We start from the raw sequence: 19,172 nt of genomic DNA on the forward strand, positions 1-19,172 counted from the left end.
TCAGCCGTGGTTCTTGCGGTAGCGGTCGTACGCCTTGTTGACGACGTCCACGTAGGAGCCCATGTTCTTTCCGTTGAGCTCGTTCACGTACGCGTCCCACTCGCCGAGGCTGCGCTGGCCCAGGACGAACTTGAGCGTGTTCGCGTAGACGTAGTCCTTCAGCGGCGTCTCCCAGAGGGTCACCTGCTCGCGTTCGGCGTCGCTGAGCGGGTGCGGCGGCGAGACCGGCCGGTTCGGGCGGGCGTTGAGCACCTTCTGGAACTCCATCTCCTCCGGGGAGAAGAAGGACTGGACCAGCTCGAGGGGGCCGCCGTAGGCGAAGATGCCGTTGTAGAAGCCGAAGTCCTTCTGCAGGTGCTTCGTTCCCTTGGGGTTGAGCCCGATGACGTCGACGTCGGGGGTGAGGGTGCGCTTGCCGGACGCGTCCTTGGTGAAGGTGGTGCCCTCGACGCCCCACTTGGCGAACTCCTGGCCGGCGTCGGAATACCAGAGCCAGTCGATGAACTGCATCATCGCCACGAAGTTCTTGCTGTCCCGGGCCTTCTTCGAGATCATGAGGCCGTTCTCCGTCCGGGGCGCCGGGTTCACCGGCCCGGCCGGCCCGATCGGGAACGGAATCTTGGCCATCCGCGCGTTCGGCAGCGTCCTGGCCATGTCCTTCCGGTAGTCGTTGACCAGGGTCTGCGCGTTGCTGCTGATCACGAAGGACTTGCCGCTGGCGAGCTTCTGGCGGGCCTGGTCGTCGGTCTGGGTGAAGGTCTCCGGGTCCAGCAGCCCCTCCGCGACCAGCCTGTGCAGGTACTCCAGGAGCGCCTTGTACTTGTCCGACGCGCCGGTGTAGACGAACTTCTTGGCGCTCGCGTCCCAGCTGGTGTGCCGGAAGTTCCAGCCGGCCCCCTCCAGGCCGTAGGCGAGGGCGAGCATGTTCAGCAGGTTGCCGGCGGGGTTGGGCTTGCCGAACCGGTCGGAGAGCGGGTAGACGTTCGGATACCGGGCCTTCATCGCCTTGAGCATGGTGTACACGTCGTCCCAGGTCTGCGGGACCGGGATCCTGAGCTCCTCGAGGATGTCCATCCGGACCGCGAGGGTGTAGTCCTGCCAGGGCTTCTCGTGCAGGCCGGGCAGCAGGTAGAACTTGCCGTCCTCCTGCCGGAGCGTGTCAATCTCCGGCTGGAGGCTCCACTTCTCGACCCGGTCCTTGAAGTTCGGCATGAGGTCGAGGTAGTCGCTGACCGGGAGGATCGCGCCCGACGAGACGTACGCCTCCTCCTGCGGGTGGTAGGTCTTGGGGATGATGAACGGGGCGTCACCGGCGCCGACCAGGACACTGCGCTTCTGCTCGTAGTCGCTCAGCGGCACGGCCACCGGCTCGATCGTGACCCCGGTCCGCTTGGACAGCTCCGACCAGAACAGCCAGTCGTCCTTCAACGGGTAGTTCGGGTGGTTGTTGTAGAGCATCGAGAAGGACACCGGCGTGGTGGCCTTGAACTGGTCGCCGACGCCGTACCTGTCCATCGCGCCGGCCCGGTTGTCGCCGAGGTCCTTCTCGTCGGCCGCGTCGTCGCCGCAGCCGGCCACCGAGACGACGGCGGCCGCGCTGGCGGCGAACAGCAACTGGCGCCGGGATAGCTGGGCCATGGGGGTTCCTTTCGGGTGGGGGAGCGGTGCGGGTGGTGCCGGTGGCTATCCCTTGACGGCGCCGAGCATGACTCCGGAGACGAAGTACCGCTGGATGAAGGGGTAGACCGCCAGGATGGGCAGGACCGTGAGCACGATGGTCACGGACTGGATGGTGGCGGCGGACTGCACGACGTCGCCGGCGCTGCCGAGGCCGCCGGCGGTCGAGGTCGCGTCGGTCGCGCCGGCGATGAGGTTGCGCAGGTACACCGTCACCGGGAACAGGTCCATGCGGTCCATGTAGAGGAACGCGGCGAACCAGGAGTTCCAGAAGGCGACGGCGTAGAAGAGGAACATCGTGGCGACCATCGCCTTGGACAGCGGCAGCACGATCCGCAGCAGGATCCCGTACGTGTTCAGCCCGTCGACGGCGGCGGCCTCCTCCAGCTCGACCGGCAGGCTCTCGAAGAACGCCTTCATGACGAGCAGGTTGAACACGCTGATGGCGTTGGGCAGCGCGATCGCCCACACGCTGTTCTTCAACCCGAGGCTGGTGACCAGGACGTAGTTGGGGATCAGCCCGCCGCTGAAGAACATGGTGAACACGGCGATCCCGACCAGCGCGGTCCGGCCCCTGAGGTGTTTCTTGGACAGCACGTACGCGTAGCAGGTGGTCAGCACGAGCGAGACGGCCGTCGCGACAGCCGTGTACACCACCGTGTTGCGGTAGCTCGTCCAGAAGGTCGGATCGGACATCACCGCCCTGTACGCGGCGACGTTGAACCCGCGCGGGACGAGGTTCACCTCTCCCGAGACGATGTGCGCGTTGTCGCTGAGCGAGCGCGCCACGATGGTGACGAACGGGTACAACGTCACCACCACGACGCCGGTCAGGACGATGGCGTTGACCACCCGGAACACCCGCTGGCCCCGGCCGGCGCCGGGCCCGCGCCGGCCGCCGGTCGCGGGGACGGGCCTGGTCGTGTCGGCGGTCACCACAGGCTCGCCCCCACCGCTCGTCGGGAGATCGCGTTCGCCGACAGCACCAGCGTCAGCCCGATCACGGACTCGAACAGGCCGATCGCCGCCGCGTAGCTGAAGTTGTTGGAGACGATGCCGACCCGGAACAGGTAGGTCGAGACCACGTCGGCCGTCGGGTAGGTCAACGGGTTGTACAGCAGCAGGATCTTCTCGAACCCGACCGCCATGAACGTGCCGACGTTGAGGATCAGCAGGGTCACCATCGTCGGCCGGATCCCGGGCAGCGTCACGTGCCAGGTCTGCCGCCACCGGTTGGCCCCGTCGATCCGGGCCGCCTCGTACAGGTCATCGTCGATGGTGGTCAGCGCGGCCAGGTAGAGGATGGTGCCCCAGCCGACGGTCTGCCAGATCTCCGACGAGACGTAGATGGTGCGGAACCACCCCGCCCGCTGCAGGAAGGGCACCGCCTCGCCACCCACGGCCCGGACCAGCTGGTTCACCGTCCCGTCGACGGAGACCAGCTGCATGACCATCGCCGCGACGATCACGACGGACAGGAAGTGCGGCAGGTAGGACACCGACTGGACGAAGCGCTTCAGCCGGCGGCTGCGCAGCTCGTTGAGGAGCAGGGCGAGCACGACCGGCAGGGGGAAGCAGAACAGCAGGGTCAGCGCACCCAGCACCAGGGTGTTGACGAAGACGTCCCAGAACGTCGGGTCGGTCAGGAACATCCGGACGTAGCGCAGGCCGACCCAGTACTCGCCGAAGACGCTGCCGCCGGGCCGGAAGCGCCGGAACGCGATCACGTTGCCGAGCATCGGCAGGTAGCGGAAGACCAGGAAGAACAGCAGCGGCAGGATGGCCAGCGAGTAGAGCTGCCAGTCCCGGCGTACCGCCTGGCGCCAGGTGCGGCGGCGGACGCGGGTGGGCGGCGCGGCGGCGGGGGTGCGCCCGGCCGGCGACCGTGGGCGGGCCGGCCCCTCGCCGGCGTCCACGGCCACCACCGGGCCGCGGACGGGCACGTGGTCGGTCATGCGCACCCCCCTGGTTCCGACCAGCAACCGTCCCGTCCGGGCGCCGGGATGCGCACGGGCCACGTCGGAAGTTTCGGCAATGTCACGAGACTTGTTGCGGGAACTTTAGTGCGTTCCATCGATGTGTCAAGGGGGCTGGACAAGCGCTTGCCCGGTCGGCGAGCACGGCGACGCATCGACGACGGCCCTGTCGACGGCATCGAGTCCTGTGATAGCGTGCGCCGAAAGTTTCGGGGCCGGTGACCCGTCCCGCACCGCTACCGCCGCCGGTCCCGGCGCGAGGAGTCGTGGCCATGTTCGACCTGCCCCTCGACCAGCTGAGGCGGTACGCGCCCGAGGTGCGCGAGCCCGCCGACTTCGACACCTTCTGGCGCGCGACGCTCGCGGCGGAGGCGACCCGTCCGGTGCTCCTGGACGTCCGCCCGGAACCGACCGACCTGCGCCTCGTCGACACCTGGGACGTGACGTTCGCCGGCTTCGGCGGGGATCCCGTCCGGGCCTGGTACACCCGGCCGGCCCGGGTGGACGCGCCCCTGCCCGTGGTCGTGGAGTACGTCGGCTACGGGCGCGGGCGGGGCCTGCCGCACGAGCGGTTGACCTGGCCGGTGGCCGGCTACGCCCACCTGCTGATGGACGCCCGGGGCCAGTCCGGCCGGTACGGCAGCGGGGACACCCCCGACCCGCACGCCGGCGCGGCCGGCGGCCCCTCGCCGGTGACCTGGGGCATCCTGGACCCGCGGACCTACCACTACCGCCGGCTCATCACCGACGCGGTGCGCGCCGTCCAGGCGGCCCGGACACTGGCCGGGGTCGACCCCGCCCGCGTCGTGGCCGCCGGCAACAGCCAGGGCGGCGGCCTCGCCCTCGCCGTGGCGGGGCTCGTGCCGGACCTCGCGGCGTTGCTCAGCACGGCTCCGTTCCTCTGCCACGTCCAGCGCGCCGTCGAGATCACCGACGCCGGGCCGTACGGCGAGATCGCGCAGTACCTGGCGGTCGACCGCGAGGCGGAGGAGCGGGTGCGCCACACCCTGTCCTACGTCGACGGCGTCGCGTTCGCCCGCCGGGCGGCCGCGCCCGCGCACTTCGGGATCGGCCTGCGGGACCCCGTCTGTCCACCGAGCACCGGATTCGCCGCCTACAACCAGTACGGCGCCGCCAACGGCCGTCCCGCCCCGGTGGACCGGGAGGTGCACGTCTACCCGTTCAACCAGCACGAGGGCGGCGAGGCCGTGCAGGTGCGGCGGCAGCTGCGCTGGCTGGCCCGGGTGCTCGGCCCGCCGGCGGCGCCGGACGGTCGGTTGACGCCGGCGCCGGGTGGTCCTAGCGTGCCGGGAGATCGCGGCACTGTTCCGGAAATTCTCGGCCCGGTCCGGCCGGCTGTTCCGCGCACCCCGACGAGCTGAGAGGCGGCCGTGTACACCGACCTGCCCGAGGCGGAGCTGCGCGCCCACCGCAGCGACCTGCGCGAGCCGCCGGACTTCGACGCGTTCTGGGCCGACACCCTCGCCGAGGCCCGGTCCTGCGGCGAACCGGTCGAGGTGACCGCGGTGGCCACCCCGCTGGTCGGCCTGGACGTCTTCGACGTCACCTTCCCGGGCTTCGCCGGGCAGCCGGTGAAGGCGTGGCTGCGGGTGCCCCGGGACGCGACCGGGCCGCTGCCGGCCGTCGTGCAGTACGTCGGCTACGGCGGCGGACGCGGCCACCCGCTGGAGAACCTGCTCTGGGCCGCCGCCGGCTTCGCCCACCTCCAGATGGACACCCGCGGCCAGGGCTCCGGCTGGAGCCGGGGCGACACCCCGGACATCGCCGGGGCCGGCCCGCAGGCCCCCGGGATGACCACCAGGGGCGTCGAGGACCCGCGCCGGTACTACTACCGCCGCTTCCTCACCGACGCGGTCCGGGCCGTCGACGCGGCGCGCCGCCTGCCGGCGGTCGACGCCGCCCGGGTCGCGGTGCTCGGTCACAGCCAGGGCGGCGGCGCCGCGCTCGCCGCCGCCGCCCTGGTGCCGGACCTGCGCGCGGCGGTCGCGTTCGTGCCGTTCCTCTGCGACATGCCGCGCGCCGTGACGATCACCGACGCCGCGCCCTACCGGGAGATCCGGGACTACCTGGCGGTGCACCGGGACCGGGAGGAACAGGTGCTGCGCACCCTCGGCTACGTCGACGGGGTCGCGTTCGCCCGCCGGGCCACCGTGCCGGCCCGCTTCTCCGTGGCCCTGATGGACGAGATCGTGCCCCCGTCCACGGTCTTCGCCGCCGTCAACGCCTACCGGGGGCCGGCCGAGCTGGCGGTGTGGCGGTACAACGGCCACGAGGCGGGCGGGATCGACGACGACGCCGCAGCCCTCGACTTCCTCCGTACCGCCCTCCTCGGCTGATCTCCCGGAAGATTCCGGAACCTCCGCCCGGTCGGCGGGTCCCGCCGTCCAGGTCCGGGACCGTCAGGTGCGAATCGTCGCTGCCCCTGACCTGGCCTGAGCAGCACCGTTGCCTGGGGCCGCGTTCGGCTGCCACGGTCGGCGGTCCGCAACTTTTCCGGAAGTTGTTGACAGTGCCGCGCCGTGCGGCCGATGCTTTCGCCGTCGGGACCCATCCATCACCGCCGATGCCGGCCGTCCGCGACCCGCTCCTCCGGTGGCGGTCACGGGCCGCCGGCAACTGCCGCCGGGTCGCGCCGCGCTGCTGGCCTCCGCCAGCCGTCGAGAGAGGAAGCACGCACATGACCGACGCCCCCGTCCCCGCGAGGACCACCAGACGTGGCCGCCTCCGAATGCTCATCGGCGGCGCCTGCGCCGCCGTCCTGGTCACCACCGGCGTCACGGCCTTGCAGTCCAGCCCCGCGCATGCCGAGACTGTGACGTCGAACTCGACCGGGACGAACAACGGCTACTTCTATTCCTTCTGGAAGGACAGTGGCAACGTCTCCATGAACATGGGTAGCGGCGGCCAGTACAGCACCCAGTGGAGCAACGTCAACAACTTCGTCGCCGGCAAGGGCTGGAATCCCGGTGCACGCCGGACCGTGACCTACTCCGGCACGTTCAACCCGTCCGGCAACGCCTACCTGACCCTCTACGGGTGGACCAGGAACCCGCTCGTCGAGTACTACATCGTCGACAGCTGGGGCACCTACCGGCCGCCGGGCGGCCAGGGCTTCATGGGCACGGTCACCAGCGACGGCGGCACGTACGACATCTACCGGACGCAGCGGGTCAACGCCCCCTCCATCGAGGGCACCCGGACCTTCTACCAGTACTGGAGCGTCCGGCAGCAGAAGCGGGTCGGCGGCACCATCACCACCGGCAACCACTTCGACGCGTGGGCCCGGTACGGCATGAACCTGGGCAGCCACGACTACCAGATCCTGGCCACCGAGGGCTACCAGAGCAGCGGCAGCTCCAACATCACGGTGGGCGGCGCCGCCCCCGGCCCGACCACCCCGCCCCCGAGCGGCGGCGGCTGCTCGGTGAGCGTCACCCGCGCCGACGAGTGGAGCGACCGGTTCAACGTGAACTTCTCGGTCAGCGGCAGCAGCAACTGGGTGGTCACCATCCGCACGAACGGCGGTCAGACCCTGCAGAACAGCTGGAACGCCTCGATCAGCGGCACCAGCGGCACCCTCACGGCCCGGCCGAACGGCAACGGCAACAACTTCGGCATCACGCTCTACAAGAACGGCAACACCACGACACCCACCGCGAGCTGCGCGACCGGCTGACCTGGGGCCCGGGTGGGGCGCCGGCGACGTGCCGGCGCCCCACCCGACCGACCAGGGCCGGCCGGACGAGCGCGGCCGGTCGTTTGCCGGGAGGCGGGACGGGTAGGCCGCGCCATGGCAGCCGCGCCGGTCAGGCACCGCACCGTCGACGTGGACGGCATTCCGACGTTCTACCGGGAGGCCGGCGCGGCCGACGCCCCGATCGTGCTCCTGCCGCACGGCTACCCCTCGTCGTCCTTCCAGTTCCGCCACCTGCTGCCGGCCCTCGGCGACCGCTGGCGGCTGCTCGCCCCGGACCTGCCCGGATTCGGCTACACGCGGGCGGACGAGGGGCGATTCGCCTACACCTTCGACGCGTACGCCGACTTCCTGCGCCGGTTCACCGAGGTCCTCGACCTGCGGCGGTACGCCATCTACCTCCAGGACTACGGCTCCCAGTTCGGGCTGCGCCTGGCACTGGGCGCGCCGGAGCGGGTCGCCGCCCTGGTCATCCAGAACGGCGACGTCTATCCCGACCAGCACGGACCGAAGTACGCGCCGCTCAAGAAGATGTGGGCCGAGCCGTACCCGCAGGCCCTGGCGACGGTGGCCCCCCACGTCTCGGAACGGGGATTCCGCGACGAGTTCGTGGGCGATCTGCCGGAGGAGATCGCCCAGCGGGTCAGCCCCGACCTGTGGGTCCTGTCCTGGGCGCAGGTGGGCCGCCCGCCCGGCCCGCGGAACCTCGCCCGGCTGCTCGCCGACCAGCGCACCACCGTCGACTGGTTCCCGCGCCAGCAGGCGTACCTGCGCCGGCACCGGCCACCCACGCTCATCCTCTGGGGGCCGCACGACGGCTACATGCCCGCGGACGCGGCGCGGGCGTACCTGCGGGACCTCCCCGACGCGGAGCTGCACCTGCTCGACGGCGGCCACTGGCTGCTCGAGACCCACCTCGACGAGGTGGTGGCGCTGATGCGCGACTTCCTGGGACGGGTGCACCGCTGACGCCCGGCCGCCTCCGGTGGCCGGGCCGGCCCGGGGTTAGGGTGCGGCGGTGGAGGATCTGAGTCACCTGTTCCGGCTGGCCGCCGACCACGCGGCGGACTACCGGCGGTCGTTGCCCGATCGGCCGGTCGGCGTGCCGGTCGACCAGGCGGCGGTGACCGACGCGTTCTCGGGCCCGTTGCCCTCCGGCCCCCGCCCGCCCGAGCAGGTGCTGGCGGAGCTGGTCGCCGCGGCCGGGCCCGGCCTGGTCGCCAGCGCCGGCCCGCGGTACTTCGGGTTCGTGGTCGGCGGCGCGTTGCCGGCGGCGACCGCGGCCGACATCCTCGCGGCCGGTTGGGACCAGCTCGCGTTCAACGCGGTCACCTCGCCGGCCGCCATCGCCGCCGAGGCCGCGGCCGGCGGCTGGCTGAAGGAGCTGCTGGGGATCCCGGCAACGGCATCGGTCGGCTTCGTCACCGGCGCCCAGGCGGCGAACACCGCAGGGCTCGCCGCCGCCCGGCACCAGGTGCTGGCCGACGCGGGTTGGGACGTGGAGCGCCGGGGGCTGCTCGGGGCGCCGCCGATCCGGGTGATCGTGGGGGAGGAGCGGCACGGCACGATCGACCGGTCGCTGCGCCTGCTCGGCCTCGGGACGGACGTGCTGGAACCGGTGCCCACCGGGCCCGACGGCGCCCTCGACCTCGAGTCGCTGCGGGCCGTGCTGCGCGCCGGCGCACCGGGGCCCACCGTCGTGTGCCTGCAGGCCGGCAACGTGAACACCGGCGCCTGCGACGAGCTGCGCGAGGCGTGCGAGCTGGTCCACCGGCACGGCGGGTGGGCGCACGTGGACGGGGCGTTCGGGCTGTGGGCCGCGGCGAGCCCGACCACGCGGCACCTGGTGGACGGGGTCGAACTGGCCGACTCGTGGGCCTGCGACGGCCACAAGTGGCTGAATCTCCCGTACGACTCGGCGTTCGCGTTCTGCGCCCGTCCCGAAACGCACGCGGCGGCGATGTCGTACGCCGCCGCGTACCTGGTCGGTTCCGGCGGCTCGCCGGCGGGCGCGGACCTCACCGCCGAGTCCTCACGCCGGGCGCGCGGGTTCGCCGTCTGGGCCGGTCTGCGGGAGCTGGGCCGCGACGGCGTCGCCGCGGTGGTGGATCGCTGCTGCGCGCTGGCCCGCCGGTTCGCCGAGGGGCTGACCGCGGCCGGGTTCGAGGTGGCGAACGAGGTGGTCCTCAACCAGGTGCTGGTCGGCTTCGGCGACGACGCGCGCACCGACCGCGTGGTGGCCGCAGTGCAGGCGGACGGCACCTGCTGGGCGGGCGGGACGACGTGGCGCGGGCGACGGCTGATGCGCCTCTCGGTCTCCAACGCCGCCACGACCGAGGCGGACGTGGACCGCTCGATCGCCGCGATCACCCGCCTCGCCGCCTGACACCGACGCCGCGGGGCCGGCCGCCCCTCCGGCGGCCGGCCCCGGCCGTGGACCAGCCGGTCAGCCGGCGCGACGCAACCGCCCGAGCATGCCGGCGAGGTCCTGGACGAACAGGTCGTGCCGGAAGTAGTGGCCCCCGGGGACCTCCCGCCATTCGTGCGGGATGCCGGCCTGGCCGAGCGCCGCCCGGAACTCGCGCTGGCCGGCCAGGACCTGGGTCTCGTTGACCGTGTCGAACCAGTTAACCGGATCGGGTGAGGTGCCGGCCGCCAGGAAGATCCGCTTGTTGCGGTAGCTGCCGATGCGCTGGACCGGGTTGTCGGCGCTGACGCGTGCCTCGTCCCACAGCGGCGCACCGTAGACGGTGCCGCCACCGAGGTCCAGGGCCGCGGAGGTGACGTTGGCCCAGTGCACGACGAGGCCGAGGTCGCGGCGCAGGCTGGCCGGCCCCGAGTGGGAACTCACCGAGCAGAAGTGGCCGTAGTACTTCGCGGCGTACTTGAGGGCCCCGAAGCCGCCCATCGAGAAGCCGGCCACGGCGCGGCCGTCGTACTCGGCGAAGGTGCGGAAGTTGCCGTCGATCCAGGGCAGCAGCTGGGCGATGTGGAAGGTCTCCCAGTTGCGGGGGCCGGTGTTGCTGCTCACCGGGTTGGAGTACCAGCCGGTCGAGGCGTCCGGCATGACGACGATGAGCTCCCGGCCGGCGGTGAGGTTGATGATGTCGTCCTGCAGGTGGAAGGTCCGGAAGTCGGCGTTCCCGCCGTGCAGCAGGTACAGCACCGGATAGCGTCGGCCGCTGGTGTGGTAGCCGTCGGGCAGCAGGACGTTGACCGCCGGGTCCCACTGGATCGCGTCGGTGGCGAAGCGGTAGTACTGCAGCCGGCCGCCGTTCTCGTTGCGGTCCACGATGCGCAGGCCGTACCCGTCACCGGCGGCGCTGGCCACGGACGGCGCGGAGAGGGCGCCGGCCAGGGTCCCGGCCGCGGCGACTCCCGCCGCGCCGGTCAGCAGGCGCCGACGGCTGACCGGTCGACCGCCGTTGCGAGCGTTGCGCATGGTTCCTCCAAGCGTCGGGGTGGGTTCAGAGGGTGGTTTCGCCGGGTAGGCCGAAGAAGTCGTGCCATTTGGTGGCGCCGGTGAAGGTGGTGCCGGTGGACAGGCCGACGTAGACGTCGTTGGTGGCGCCCTTGGTGAAGACGATGATGTCGTCGCGGCCGTCGCCGTTGACGTCGCCGAGGTAGGGGAACTCCCCGGCGAGGCAGAAGAAGTCGTTCCATTTGACGGTGGTGCCGGTGAACGAGGTGCCGGTGGACACGGCGGCGTAGACGTCGGCGTCGGTGTTGCAGGTGAAGGTGACGATGTCGTCCTTGCCGTCGCCGGTGATGTCACCGACGCGGGGTTGTTCGGCGCCGACGGCGAACAGGTCGTGCCACTTCTGGGGTGCCCCGAACGAGGTGCCGGTGGACAGCGCCACGATCACGTCGGAGTTCGCTGCCGGGCCCTGGGTGAAGGTGATGATGTCGTCGCGGCCGTCACCGTTGACGTCCCCCAGCGCCGGGAACTCCCCGGCGATGGAGAAGAAGTCATGCCACTTCACCGCCGTTCCGGCGAACGACGAGCCGGTGGACAGCGCCACGTAGACGTCGGCGGCGTCGTCGTGGGTGAACGTCACGATGTCGTCCCGGCCGTCGCCGTCGACGTCCCCGACGGCCGGTACCTCCGCGCCGGGGGCGAACCAGTCGTGCCATTTCTGGCTGCCGCCGAAGGACGTGCCGGTGGACAGCGACACGTAGACGTCGGCGAGCGAGCCGTGGGTGAAGGCCACGATGTCGTCCCGTGCGTCGCCGTCGAAGTCGCCGGACAGCAACGTCTCGCCGTTCAAGCCGAAGAAGTCGTTCCACCTGACCGACGTCCCGGCGAAGGACGACCCGGTCGAGGAGGCCACGTAGACGTCGTTCGAGGAGCCCTGCGTGAACGCGACGACGTCGTCCCGGCCGTCACCGGTGAAATCCGTCGGCGATCCGGCCAGGTAGCGACCCCCGGCCGGTGACGACCCGCAGTTGTCGCTGACCAGGTACTTCTGGTGGTACTGGTCGGGGTACGGCGCGAGCGGGACGCCGTTGATCACGATCGGCTGGCCCACGCCGTTGTAGAGCTGCTCGTAGTGCAGGTGCGGTCCGGAGGAGTTGCCGGTGCTGCCCGTGACCCCGATCTGCTGGCCCTGCTGCACGTAGGCGCCGTCGGGCACGGAGTAGGCGCTGAGGTGGAAGTAGTAGGTGGTCCACCCGCCGCCGTGGTCGATGACGACGTAGTTGCCGGCGCCGCTGGGTTGCGAGTAGCGGCGGGCGACGCCGGCGGCCGAGGCCACCTGCGGTGTGCCGCCGGTGGTGCCGCCGTCGGCGCGTACGAAGTCCAGCGCCTGGCGCACCTCGGAGCTGTGGTGGTCGTACGTCCATCGCTGCCCGCAGGGGAACGGCGCCTTGAAGTTCGGCGCGGCCAGCGCGGGCGAGGGCGTGGCCACCGCGCCGACGAGCGCGGCCGCGGCCAGGGTGAGCAGTGCGACGAGGGCACGCGCGGCGGTGCCGGTGGGGAGCCGGGACATGGGTGACTCCTGTCGGGAGATGCTCGGGTCGGGTGTGGCGGTTCGACGGACGCGCCGGCGGACCGCGGCAGGTGGTGGCCAGGGGACGAGGCCCTGGCGTCGGAACGGCGGGCGACCGGGCGACGTCGCGCCCCGGTGACGGCTCGCTCGCGGGTGCCGCTGCGGAGAAGTGAAGCCGGATACTTCGGAGTCTGTCAATACCTGACGTGGCAGACGGGTTGGCTGAAGATTTCCTCCGAGGGGCGTTTGTGCTGGTCGGAGCCGCCGGACGTGGGCCGACACGGGCCGCAAGGTATTGACAACCGTGAGAACGTCGCAGTTAACTCGCGGCAATCGATTTCTCACCGCTCCCTCAGCCGCCCGGAAGGGATCCCGATGAGGCTCCGCATCCCCCGCTGGCTCGTGGCCGCCGCCGTGGCGTTGCCGGCGGTGAGCGCACCCGCGGCGACGACCTCCGCGGCACCGCCCGCCGCCGCACCGCCCGCCACCCTCACGGTCGCCGACGACAAGGGCCCGACCGGCTGGGACGCGTACCGCCGGCTCGACCGCCTGCCCGAGCTGGCCGCCGGGGTCCGGACCCGGCAGTTCTCCAGCTTCGGTCGCGACGGCTCCAACGACGACGGATTCGGCGGCACCTACTCGTGCCTGCGCCAACTCGGCGGATGCGTCATCGCCGAAGCGCGCGGCCCCGGGGAGGTGCAGTCGATCTGGTTCACCCGCGACAACGGCGACGTGCGCGCCACCGGCTGGATCCGCATCGAACTCGACGGCGTCACGGTCGTCGACACCAACCTGCAGGACCTGGTCGACGGGCGGCTCGGCAGCCCCTTCACCGCCCCGCTCGTCAGCAACGCCGACCAGACATCCGGCGGCGTCACCATCAAGGTCCCGATGCCCTACCGCGACTCCATGCGGATCACCACCCAGAACAACCCGCTCTTCCACCACGTCACCTACCGGACCTTCGCCGACGCCGTCGGGGTGTCCCGGTTCGACCCCGCCGACCGGGCCACCGACGTCCTCGACATGCTGCGCGCCGCCGGCACCCGCGACCCGAAGCCGGCGCAACCCGGCGCGTCCGCCGTGCAGGCCACCGTCACCGTGCCCGCGCACGGACAGGTGTCCCTCGCGAGCCTGACCGGGCCCCGGGCGGTCACCCAACTGCGGCTGCGGGTGCCCGACGGCGCCGCCACCGAGCCGGTCCTCTCCGGTCTCCGGCTGCGGCTGACCTTCGACGGTCGTACCACGGTGGACAGCCCGGTCGGTGAGTTCTTCGGCGGCGGCCTGGGGGAGCGCGCCGTCCGCTCGCTGATGTTCGCCATGGACCCCGCGGCCGGTGGGTGGTACAGCGCCTGGTGGCCGATGCCCTTCCGGGCCTCCGCCGCCCTGGCACTGGTCAACACGACCGGCACGACGGTCAGCGGGGTCCAGGCGGAGGTGACGTCGGCGCCCGGGACGGAATGGACGCAACGGCTCGCCGCCGACGGGAGCGGCGGCTACTTCACCACGGAGTCGCGCCGCGCGGAGACGACCGGCGGCACCGACTGGATCCTCGCCGACCAGACCGGCCGGGGCCGTTTCGTGGGCGTGTCGCAGACGATGCGCGGTCACATCGTCGGCGGTAACACCCGCAACTACCTCGAGGGCGACGAGCGGGTGTACGTCGACGGCTCGGCCACGCCGCAGATCCACGGCACCGGCACGGAGGACTTCTACGAGTCGGGGTGGTACTTCAACCGGGGCGAGTACAGCGGCGTCTTCACCGGCAACACCGCACACCTGTTCCGCGCGGGCGGTTGCGCCGACGAGTGCGACGCCGCGTACCGGCTGATGATCGGGGACGCCGTGCCGTACGGCGCCGCGCTGCGCTTCGGCATCGAGCACGGGCCGGCCAACGACATGCCGGCCGAGTACGCCTCGACCGCCTTCCTCTACACCCAGCGCACCGCGGCCACGCGGCGGACCGACGCGATCGTCACCGGCGACGCCGCCAGCCGCGCGGCCCACGCGTACACCGACTCGGCGACCCAGGCCGCGCTCACCTCCAGCTTCGAGGGTGACGACGACACGGTGGCGCGGACCGAAGAGGTCCGCGGGACGACCGCCCCGGTGAGCTTCCGGCTGGCGATCGACCCGGCGAACCAGGGGGTACGGCTGCGCCGCCTCGCGGACCAGCGCGCCGCCTACCAGCAGGCGGCCGTGGCGGTGGACGGCACGCCGGCCGGCGTGTGGCTGCAACCGCTGGGCAACGACCGGCAGCGCTGGCTGGCCGACGAGTTCGTCCTCCCCGCGGCGGTGACGGCGGGCCGGTCGGCGGTGACCGTCCGGCTCACCCCGGCGGCCGGCGCCCCGGCCTGGACCGCCGCCCGCTACGAGGCCGACAGCATGGTGTCGCCGTACACCGACACGACCCCTCCCACCGCGGTGGCCGGCCTGGCCCTGGCCGGCGGGCGGGTGCACGCCCTGGCCCTGGGCTGGTCCCCGTCCTCCGACAACGTGGGCGTGGTCTCCTACCGGGTCTACTCGTCCCGCACGCCGGGTGTGGCGACCACCGCGGCCAACCTGGTCGGCACGACCCGCGCCACCGCGTTCCGGCACGGTCCCCTGCCGGCCGGCCAGACCCGCTACTACCGGGTCGTGGCGGTCGACGGGGCGGGCAACGCCGCGGCCGCGTCGGCCGAGGTGTCGGCCACCACCCGTACCCGTAACACCAGTGACGCCGACGGCGACCGCCGTGACGACGTGGTCGACTTCACGCGCGGCCCCACCGCCGACGTGTTCACGGCCCGCTCCGACGGGAGCCGGTTCGTGCCGGACAGCCGGCCCTGGAACGACTTCTTCGCCGTGGACGCGGAGATCCCGCTCACCGGGGACGTCAACGGCGACGGCCGGGCCGACATCATCACCTTCACCCGCGGCGACAGCGCCGACGTCTACGTCGGGCTGTCCACCGGCTCCGGGTACGCCGCCGGCGTGAAGTGGCACGACTTCTTCGCGGTCGGCACCGAGATCCCGGCCGTCGGCGACGTCAACGGCGACGGCCGGGCCGACGTCGTCACGTTCACCCGCGGCGCCGCCGCCGACGTCTACGTGGCGCTCTCCACCGGTTCCGGGTTCGGTCCCGGCGTGAAGTGGCACGACCACTTCGCCGTCGGGGACGAGTTCCCGGCGGTGGGTGACGTCGACGGCGACGGCCGCGACGACATCCTGACGTTCACCCGGGGCGCGACCGGCGACGTGTTCGTGTCGCGGTCCGACGGCACCCGCTTCGTCGAGGACGGCTGGAAGTGGCACGACAGCTTCGCCGTCGGGGACGAGCTCCCGGCGGTGGGTGACGTCGACGGCGACGGCCGCGACGACATCCTGACGTTCACCCGGGGCGCGACCGGCGACGTGTTCGTGTCGCGGTCCGACGGCACCCGCTTCGTCGAGGACGGCTGGAAGTGGCACGACAGCTTCGCCCTCGGCGACGAGCTGCCCGGGGTGGGCGACTTCAACGGCGACGGGCGCGCGGACGTGGTGACGTTCACGCGGGGCACCGCGGCCGACGTGTACGTCGCACTCTCCGACGGCGGGCGGTTCGGGCCGGCGGCCAACCGGTGGCACGACCAGTTCGCCCCCGGCAGCGACCTGCCCCGCCCGAGCGTGCCGTGATGCGCGCCCGCCGGATGCTCGCGGCGCTCCTGCTCGGGGCGGCCCTGGTGGCCGTCCCGGCGGGCCCCGCCGCCGCGGCCGACGAGCCGGTACGGGTCGAAGCCGAGTCGCTCGCGGTCGTCTCCGCCACCGCGCCCGTCGAGTCGCAGCCCGACTGCTGCGGGGTGAGCTGGTCGGGCGGGCGGCAACTCTGGTTCCGCGGCGGCCGGGCCGGCGACGCGGTGACGGTCACCCTGCCGTCGGTGCCGGCCGGCCAGTACGACCTCGGGGCGGTGCTCACCCGCGCCCGCGACTACGGCACGCTGCGGTTCGCCGTCGACGGCGTGGCGGTCGGTCAGCTCTTCGACGGCTACGCGGCCAGCGTGCAGCGCACCGGTCCCGTGCCGCTGGGCTCGGTGTCGCTCGCCACCGGCGGCCACCGGCTGACCGTGACGGTGACCGGCCGCGCCGCGGCCTCGGTCGGCTTCTTCGCCGGTGTCGACACGGTGACGCTGCGCCGGGTCGGCCCGCTCGCGGCGGTCACCACGACGCCGTACGAGGCAGTCGGTGAGACGCCCGCGCGCGGCGCCCTGACCCGCGTCTATGACCCGAGCGTGGGTGAGTCGTCGACCTGGTACTACAACGACCACACCATCGTGCGGAACCAGCAGACCGGCGTGTGGCACGTCTTCGCCATCACCCACGCCGAGCCCGGCGCGCCGCAGGACGAGCGGTCCTTCGGCCACGCGACCGCTCCGACGCCGACCGGCCCGTGGACGAAACAGCCCGCGGCGCTGGTCGCCGACCCCGGGGCGGGCGAGCAGTGGATCTGGGCCCCGCACGTGGTCTACGACAACGGCGTCTACTACCTGTTCTACGCGGCCGGAAGCCCGGACTACACGCGCTACCGCATGCACCTGGCCACGTCGACGGACCTCGTCACCTGGACCCGCAGCCCCGCCAACCCGCTGTTCACCGACGGGTGGGAGGGCCGCGACCCGATGGTGACCCGGGTCGGCGACCGCTGGGTCATGTACTACACGGCGACGTCGAGCCCGACCGGCGGCAACCATGTGGTGGCGTACCGGACCAGCACGGACCTGCGCACCTGGAGCGCGCGGGCGATCGCCTACGCGTCGCCGTCCACCGGGCAGGCGGGCGGGCAGACGGAGTCGCCGTTCGTGGTGCGCCGGGGCGAGTGGTGGTACCTCTTCGTCTGCTGCGACGGCACCGACTACGGTGCCGCGTACCGGCGGACGGCCGTCTACCGCAGCCGGGACCCGCTGCGCTTCGAGGGCGCCGAGAAGGTGACGGTGCTGGACGCGCACGCCGCCGAGGTGGTGGTGGACGGCCCGAACTGGTACCTCAGCCATGCCGGCTGGGGCCAGGGCGGGCTGTGGCTGGCGCCGCTGACCTGGTCTTCGGGGGTGGTGGCCCGCGGGTACACGGTGAGCACCGGCTTCCTCCGGGCCGACGTGCGGACGTGGCCGAACGCCCGGATCGCCGCGCTGGGGGTGGACCCGGCCGGGGCCGGCAACTACCGCCCGGCGCTCGACTCGTCGCACCGCGGCACCGGCCCGTACCTGGCGGTCGGCCGGTTCGACGTGACCGACCGGGCGGGTGCGCCGGCCCGGGTCGACGTCTCCGCCGACGGCTCCCGGATCAACCTGGCGGGCATCCCGTTCGGGGACGAGCCGGTCACCGCCGACTGGTTGCTGACGGTGGCGCCGCGCTGGGCCGGCCCGGGGCTGCAGAGCGATGTCACCTGGTCCGTGAACGGGCCGTCGACCGCGGCCGTGTGGGAGGTGGCGTTCAACGTGGACGGCGCGCTGCCCGCGGTCGGGGACCCGGCGGTGGAAGCCCGGCCGACCGGTGACGTGACCGGGATGCCCCGCTGGACCATGGCCACCGGCGACGGGCTCTCGGTGGTGGCCGTGCACCGGTGGGCGTCGGCCTGGCGCGGCGACAACACCTGGTACGACGCCGGCCACGGGATGGCGGCCTGGCAGCCGTGGTGGCGGCCGGGTGGCGCGTCCTGGGCGCCCGGGCAGTATCCGGGCGGCACCTGGCGCTTCACGGCGAGCGGCTCCCGGCGCGACGTCGGATTCGCCGACACCGCCTACGCCGCGATCAACGCCGTGCCGTGACCGCCATGGAGATTGACATCGATGGTGAACTCTCGTCCCTGAGGAGCATTGTGAGACGAAGCCCGCTGGCGCTGCTGGTCGCCCTCTGCACGGCCACGGCGGCCGTCGCGGTCGGCGCGCCGGCGACCGCCGTACCGATCGACACGCTCGCCTGCCCGTCGGTCCCCGCCACCCACGACCCCGCCGTCACAGTCGTCGTCCACCGTGTGGCCCGCGCGCACGACGCGAACGACAAGGTGATGCTCTCCGCCTTCGAGGCCGGCTGGGTCGAATCCCACATGAACAACCTGCCCTGCGGCGACAAGTCCTCGCTGGGCGTGTTCCAGCAGCGCTGGGACTACGGCTGGGGCACCCCGGAGCAGATCATGGATCCGGTCTACGCCACCACGCAGTACGTCACCCGCGCCATCGTCTGCGATCGCAACAACCCGGGCTACACGGCCGGACAGGTCGCCCAGTGCGTGCAGCGCTCCGGCTTCCCCGACCGGTACGACCAGGCCGCGGCGACGGCGCGGACGCTGCTCAACCAGGCGGCCCGGACCCACGGCATGGCCGGTGGCTCGCCGACCGACGTCAACGGTGACGGCCGGGACGACATCCTCGCCTTCACGCAGAACGCCGCCGCCGACGTCTACGTGAGCACCTCGACCGGCGGCGGCTTCGCCGGGACCTCCGCGAAGTGGCACGACTTCTTCTCCATCGGCGGCGAGACCGCGTCGACCGGTGACGTCGACGGCGACGGACGCGACGACATCGTCACGTTCGCGCACAGCAACACGGGCGATGTCTTCGTGGCGCTGTCCACCGGCACGTCCTTCGGCGGCAGCCAGCGATGGCACGACTGGTTCGCCCCGGGCGCCGAGATCGCCGCGGTCGGTGATGTCGACGGTGACGGTCGGGACGACGTCGTGACGTTCACGCATGATTCGGCGGCGGATGTTTATGTGGCGTTGTCGACGGGGTCGTCGTTCGGTGCGGGGCAGAAGTGGCATGACTTCTTCTCGATCGCCGGGGAGTTCCCGGCGCTGGGGGACGT

The 19,172-nt window shown here is 72.3% G+C and carries 13 protein-coding genes; 8 read left to right on the forward strand and 5 right to left on the reverse strand.

What is annotated here, in order from left to right; genetic code table 11:
- From ACZ6PY_RS30170 to ACZ6PY_RS30180, 3 genes are read right to left on the reverse strand one after another with little or no spacing between them, the layout of a single operon-like run.
- Window positions 1-1,638, reverse strand: a complete 1,638-nt coding sequence (locus ACZ6PY_RS30170; RefSeq protein ID WP_466078631.1) for an ABC transporter substrate-binding protein — start codon at window positions 1,636-1,638, stop codon at window positions 1-3.
- A gap of 45 nt (window positions 1,639-1,683) precedes the next feature.
- Complete coding sequence (locus tag ACZ6PY_RS30175; RefSeq protein ID WP_466078634.1) at window positions 1,684-2,613, reverse strand: carbohydrate ABC transporter permease; 930 nt, start codon at window positions 2,611-2,613, stop codon at window positions 1,684-1,686.
- Window positions 2,610-3,632, reverse strand: coding sequence for an ABC transporter permease (locus ACZ6PY_RS30180; RefSeq protein WP_466078637.1), 1,023 nt, complete (start codon window positions 3,630-3,632; stop codon window positions 2,610-2,612). Before ACZ6PY_RS30180 ends, ACZ6PY_RS30175 begins: the two co-directional genes overlap by 4 nt.
- A 293-nt stretch (window positions 3,633-3,925) precedes the next feature.
- Here ACZ6PY_RS30180 and ACZ6PY_RS30185 point away from each other — a divergent pair, with 293 nt between their 5' ends.
- The 5 genes from ACZ6PY_RS30185 (at window position 3,926) to ACZ6PY_RS30205 (ending at window position 9,754) form a co-directional block, all read left to right on the forward strand.
- On the forward strand, window positions 3,926-5,035 hold the full coding sequence (locus ACZ6PY_RS30185; RefSeq protein WP_466078640.1) for an acetylxylan esterase: 1,110 nt from the start codon (window positions 3,926-3,928) through the stop codon (window positions 5,033-5,035).
- Between the two features lie 9 nt (window positions 5,036-5,044).
- Window positions 5,045-6,010, forward strand: coding sequence for an acetylxylan esterase (locus ACZ6PY_RS30190; protein ID WP_466078643.1), 966 nt, complete (start codon window positions 5,045-5,047; stop codon window positions 6,008-6,010).
- 341 nt (window positions 6,011-6,351) lie between these two features.
- A complete protein-coding gene (locus ACZ6PY_RS30195; RefSeq protein ID WP_466078646.1) occupies window positions 6,352-7,350 on the forward strand; it encodes a glycoside hydrolase family 11 protein in 999 nt (332 codons plus the stop codon).
- A gap of 114 nt (window positions 7,351-7,464) precedes the next feature.
- On the forward strand, window positions 7,465-8,337 hold the full coding sequence (locus ACZ6PY_RS30200; protein ID WP_466078649.1) for an alpha/beta fold hydrolase: 873 nt from the start codon (window positions 7,465-7,467) through the stop codon (window positions 8,335-8,337).
- A 49-nt stretch (window positions 8,338-8,386) separates the two neighbouring features.
- Window positions 8,387-9,754, forward strand: coding sequence for a pyridoxal phosphate-dependent decarboxylase family protein (locus ACZ6PY_RS30205; protein WP_466078652.1), 1,368 nt, complete (start codon window positions 8,387-8,389; stop codon window positions 9,752-9,754).
- Window positions 9,755-9,814: 60 nt separating this feature from the next.
- Here ACZ6PY_RS30205 and ACZ6PY_RS30210 read toward each other — a convergent pair whose 3' ends face one another.
- Together ACZ6PY_RS30210 and ACZ6PY_RS30215 are read right to left on the reverse strand one after the other, a co-directional pair.
- A complete protein-coding gene (locus tag ACZ6PY_RS30210) occupies window positions 9,815-10,810 on the reverse strand; it encodes an alpha/beta hydrolase (RefSeq protein WP_466078655.1) in 996 nt (331 codons plus the stop codon).
- A gap of 25 nt (window positions 10,811-10,835) precedes the next feature.
- Window positions 10,836-12,356, reverse strand: a complete 1,521-nt coding sequence (locus tag ACZ6PY_RS30215) for a peptidoglycan DD-metalloendopeptidase family protein (RefSeq protein WP_466078658.1) — start codon at window positions 12,354-12,356, stop codon at window positions 10,836-10,838.
- Between the two features lie 375 nt (window positions 12,357-12,731).
- Between ACZ6PY_RS30215 and ACZ6PY_RS30220 the strand changes: the two genes are divergently transcribed.
- The 3 genes from ACZ6PY_RS30220 to ACZ6PY_RS30230 all read left to right on the forward strand — a co-directional run.
- Window positions 12,732-16,010, forward strand: a complete 3,279-nt coding sequence (locus ACZ6PY_RS30220) for a DUF2961 domain-containing protein (RefSeq protein WP_466078661.1) — start codon at window positions 12,732-12,734, stop codon at window positions 16,008-16,010.
- Window positions 16,010-18,136: a glycoside hydrolase family protein gene (locus ACZ6PY_RS30225; protein ID WP_466078664.1), complete on the forward strand. Its 2,127-nt coding sequence runs from the start codon at window positions 16,010-16,012 to the stop codon at window positions 18,134-18,136. The genes ACZ6PY_RS30220 and ACZ6PY_RS30225 overlap by 1 nt, the downstream gene beginning before the upstream one ends.
- Before the next feature lie 50 nt (window positions 18,137-18,186).
- Window positions 18,187-19,172, forward strand: a 986-nt coding sequence (locus ACZ6PY_RS30230) for an FG-GAP-like repeat-containing protein (protein ID WP_466078667.1), incomplete at its 3' end; no start/stop codon positions are given.

The organism is Micromonospora sp. NPDC048907 (assembly GCF_055586885.1).

Coding starts and splice junctions, on each gene's coding strand:
- ACZ6PY_RS30215 (WP_466078658.1), bottom strand. CDS start 12,356: ATGTCCCGGCTCCCCACCGGCACCGCCGCGCGTGCCCTCGTCGCACTG.
- ACZ6PY_RS30195 (WP_466078646.1), top strand. CDS start 6,352: ATGACCGACGCCCCCGTCCCCGCGAGGACCACCAGACGTGGCCGCCTC.
- ACZ6PY_RS30170 (WP_466078631.1), bottom strand. CDS start 1,638: ATGGCCCAGCTATCCCGGCGCCAGTTGCTGTTCGCCGCCAGCGCGGCC.
- ACZ6PY_RS30220 (WP_466078661.1), top strand. CDS start 12,732: ATGAGGCTCCGCATCCCCCGCTGGCTCGTGGCCGCCGCCGTGGCGTTG.
- ACZ6PY_RS30180 (WP_466078637.1), bottom strand. CDS start 3,632: ATGACCGACCACGTGCCCGTCCGCGGCCCGGTGGTGGCCGTGGACGCC.
- ACZ6PY_RS30210 (WP_466078655.1), bottom strand. CDS start 10,810: ATGCGCAACGCTCGCAACGGCGGTCGACCGGTCAGCCGTCGGCGCCTG.
- ACZ6PY_RS30225 (WP_466078664.1), top strand. CDS start 16,010: ATGCGCGCCCGCCGGATGCTCGCGGCGCTCCTGCTCGGGGCGGCCCTG.
- ACZ6PY_RS30200 (WP_466078649.1), top strand. CDS start 7,465: ATGGCAGCCGCGCCGGTCAGGCACCGCACCGTCGACGTGGACGGCATT.
- ACZ6PY_RS30185 (WP_466078640.1), top strand. CDS start 3,926: ATGTTCGACCTGCCCCTCGACCAGCTGAGGCGGTACGCGCCCGAGGTG.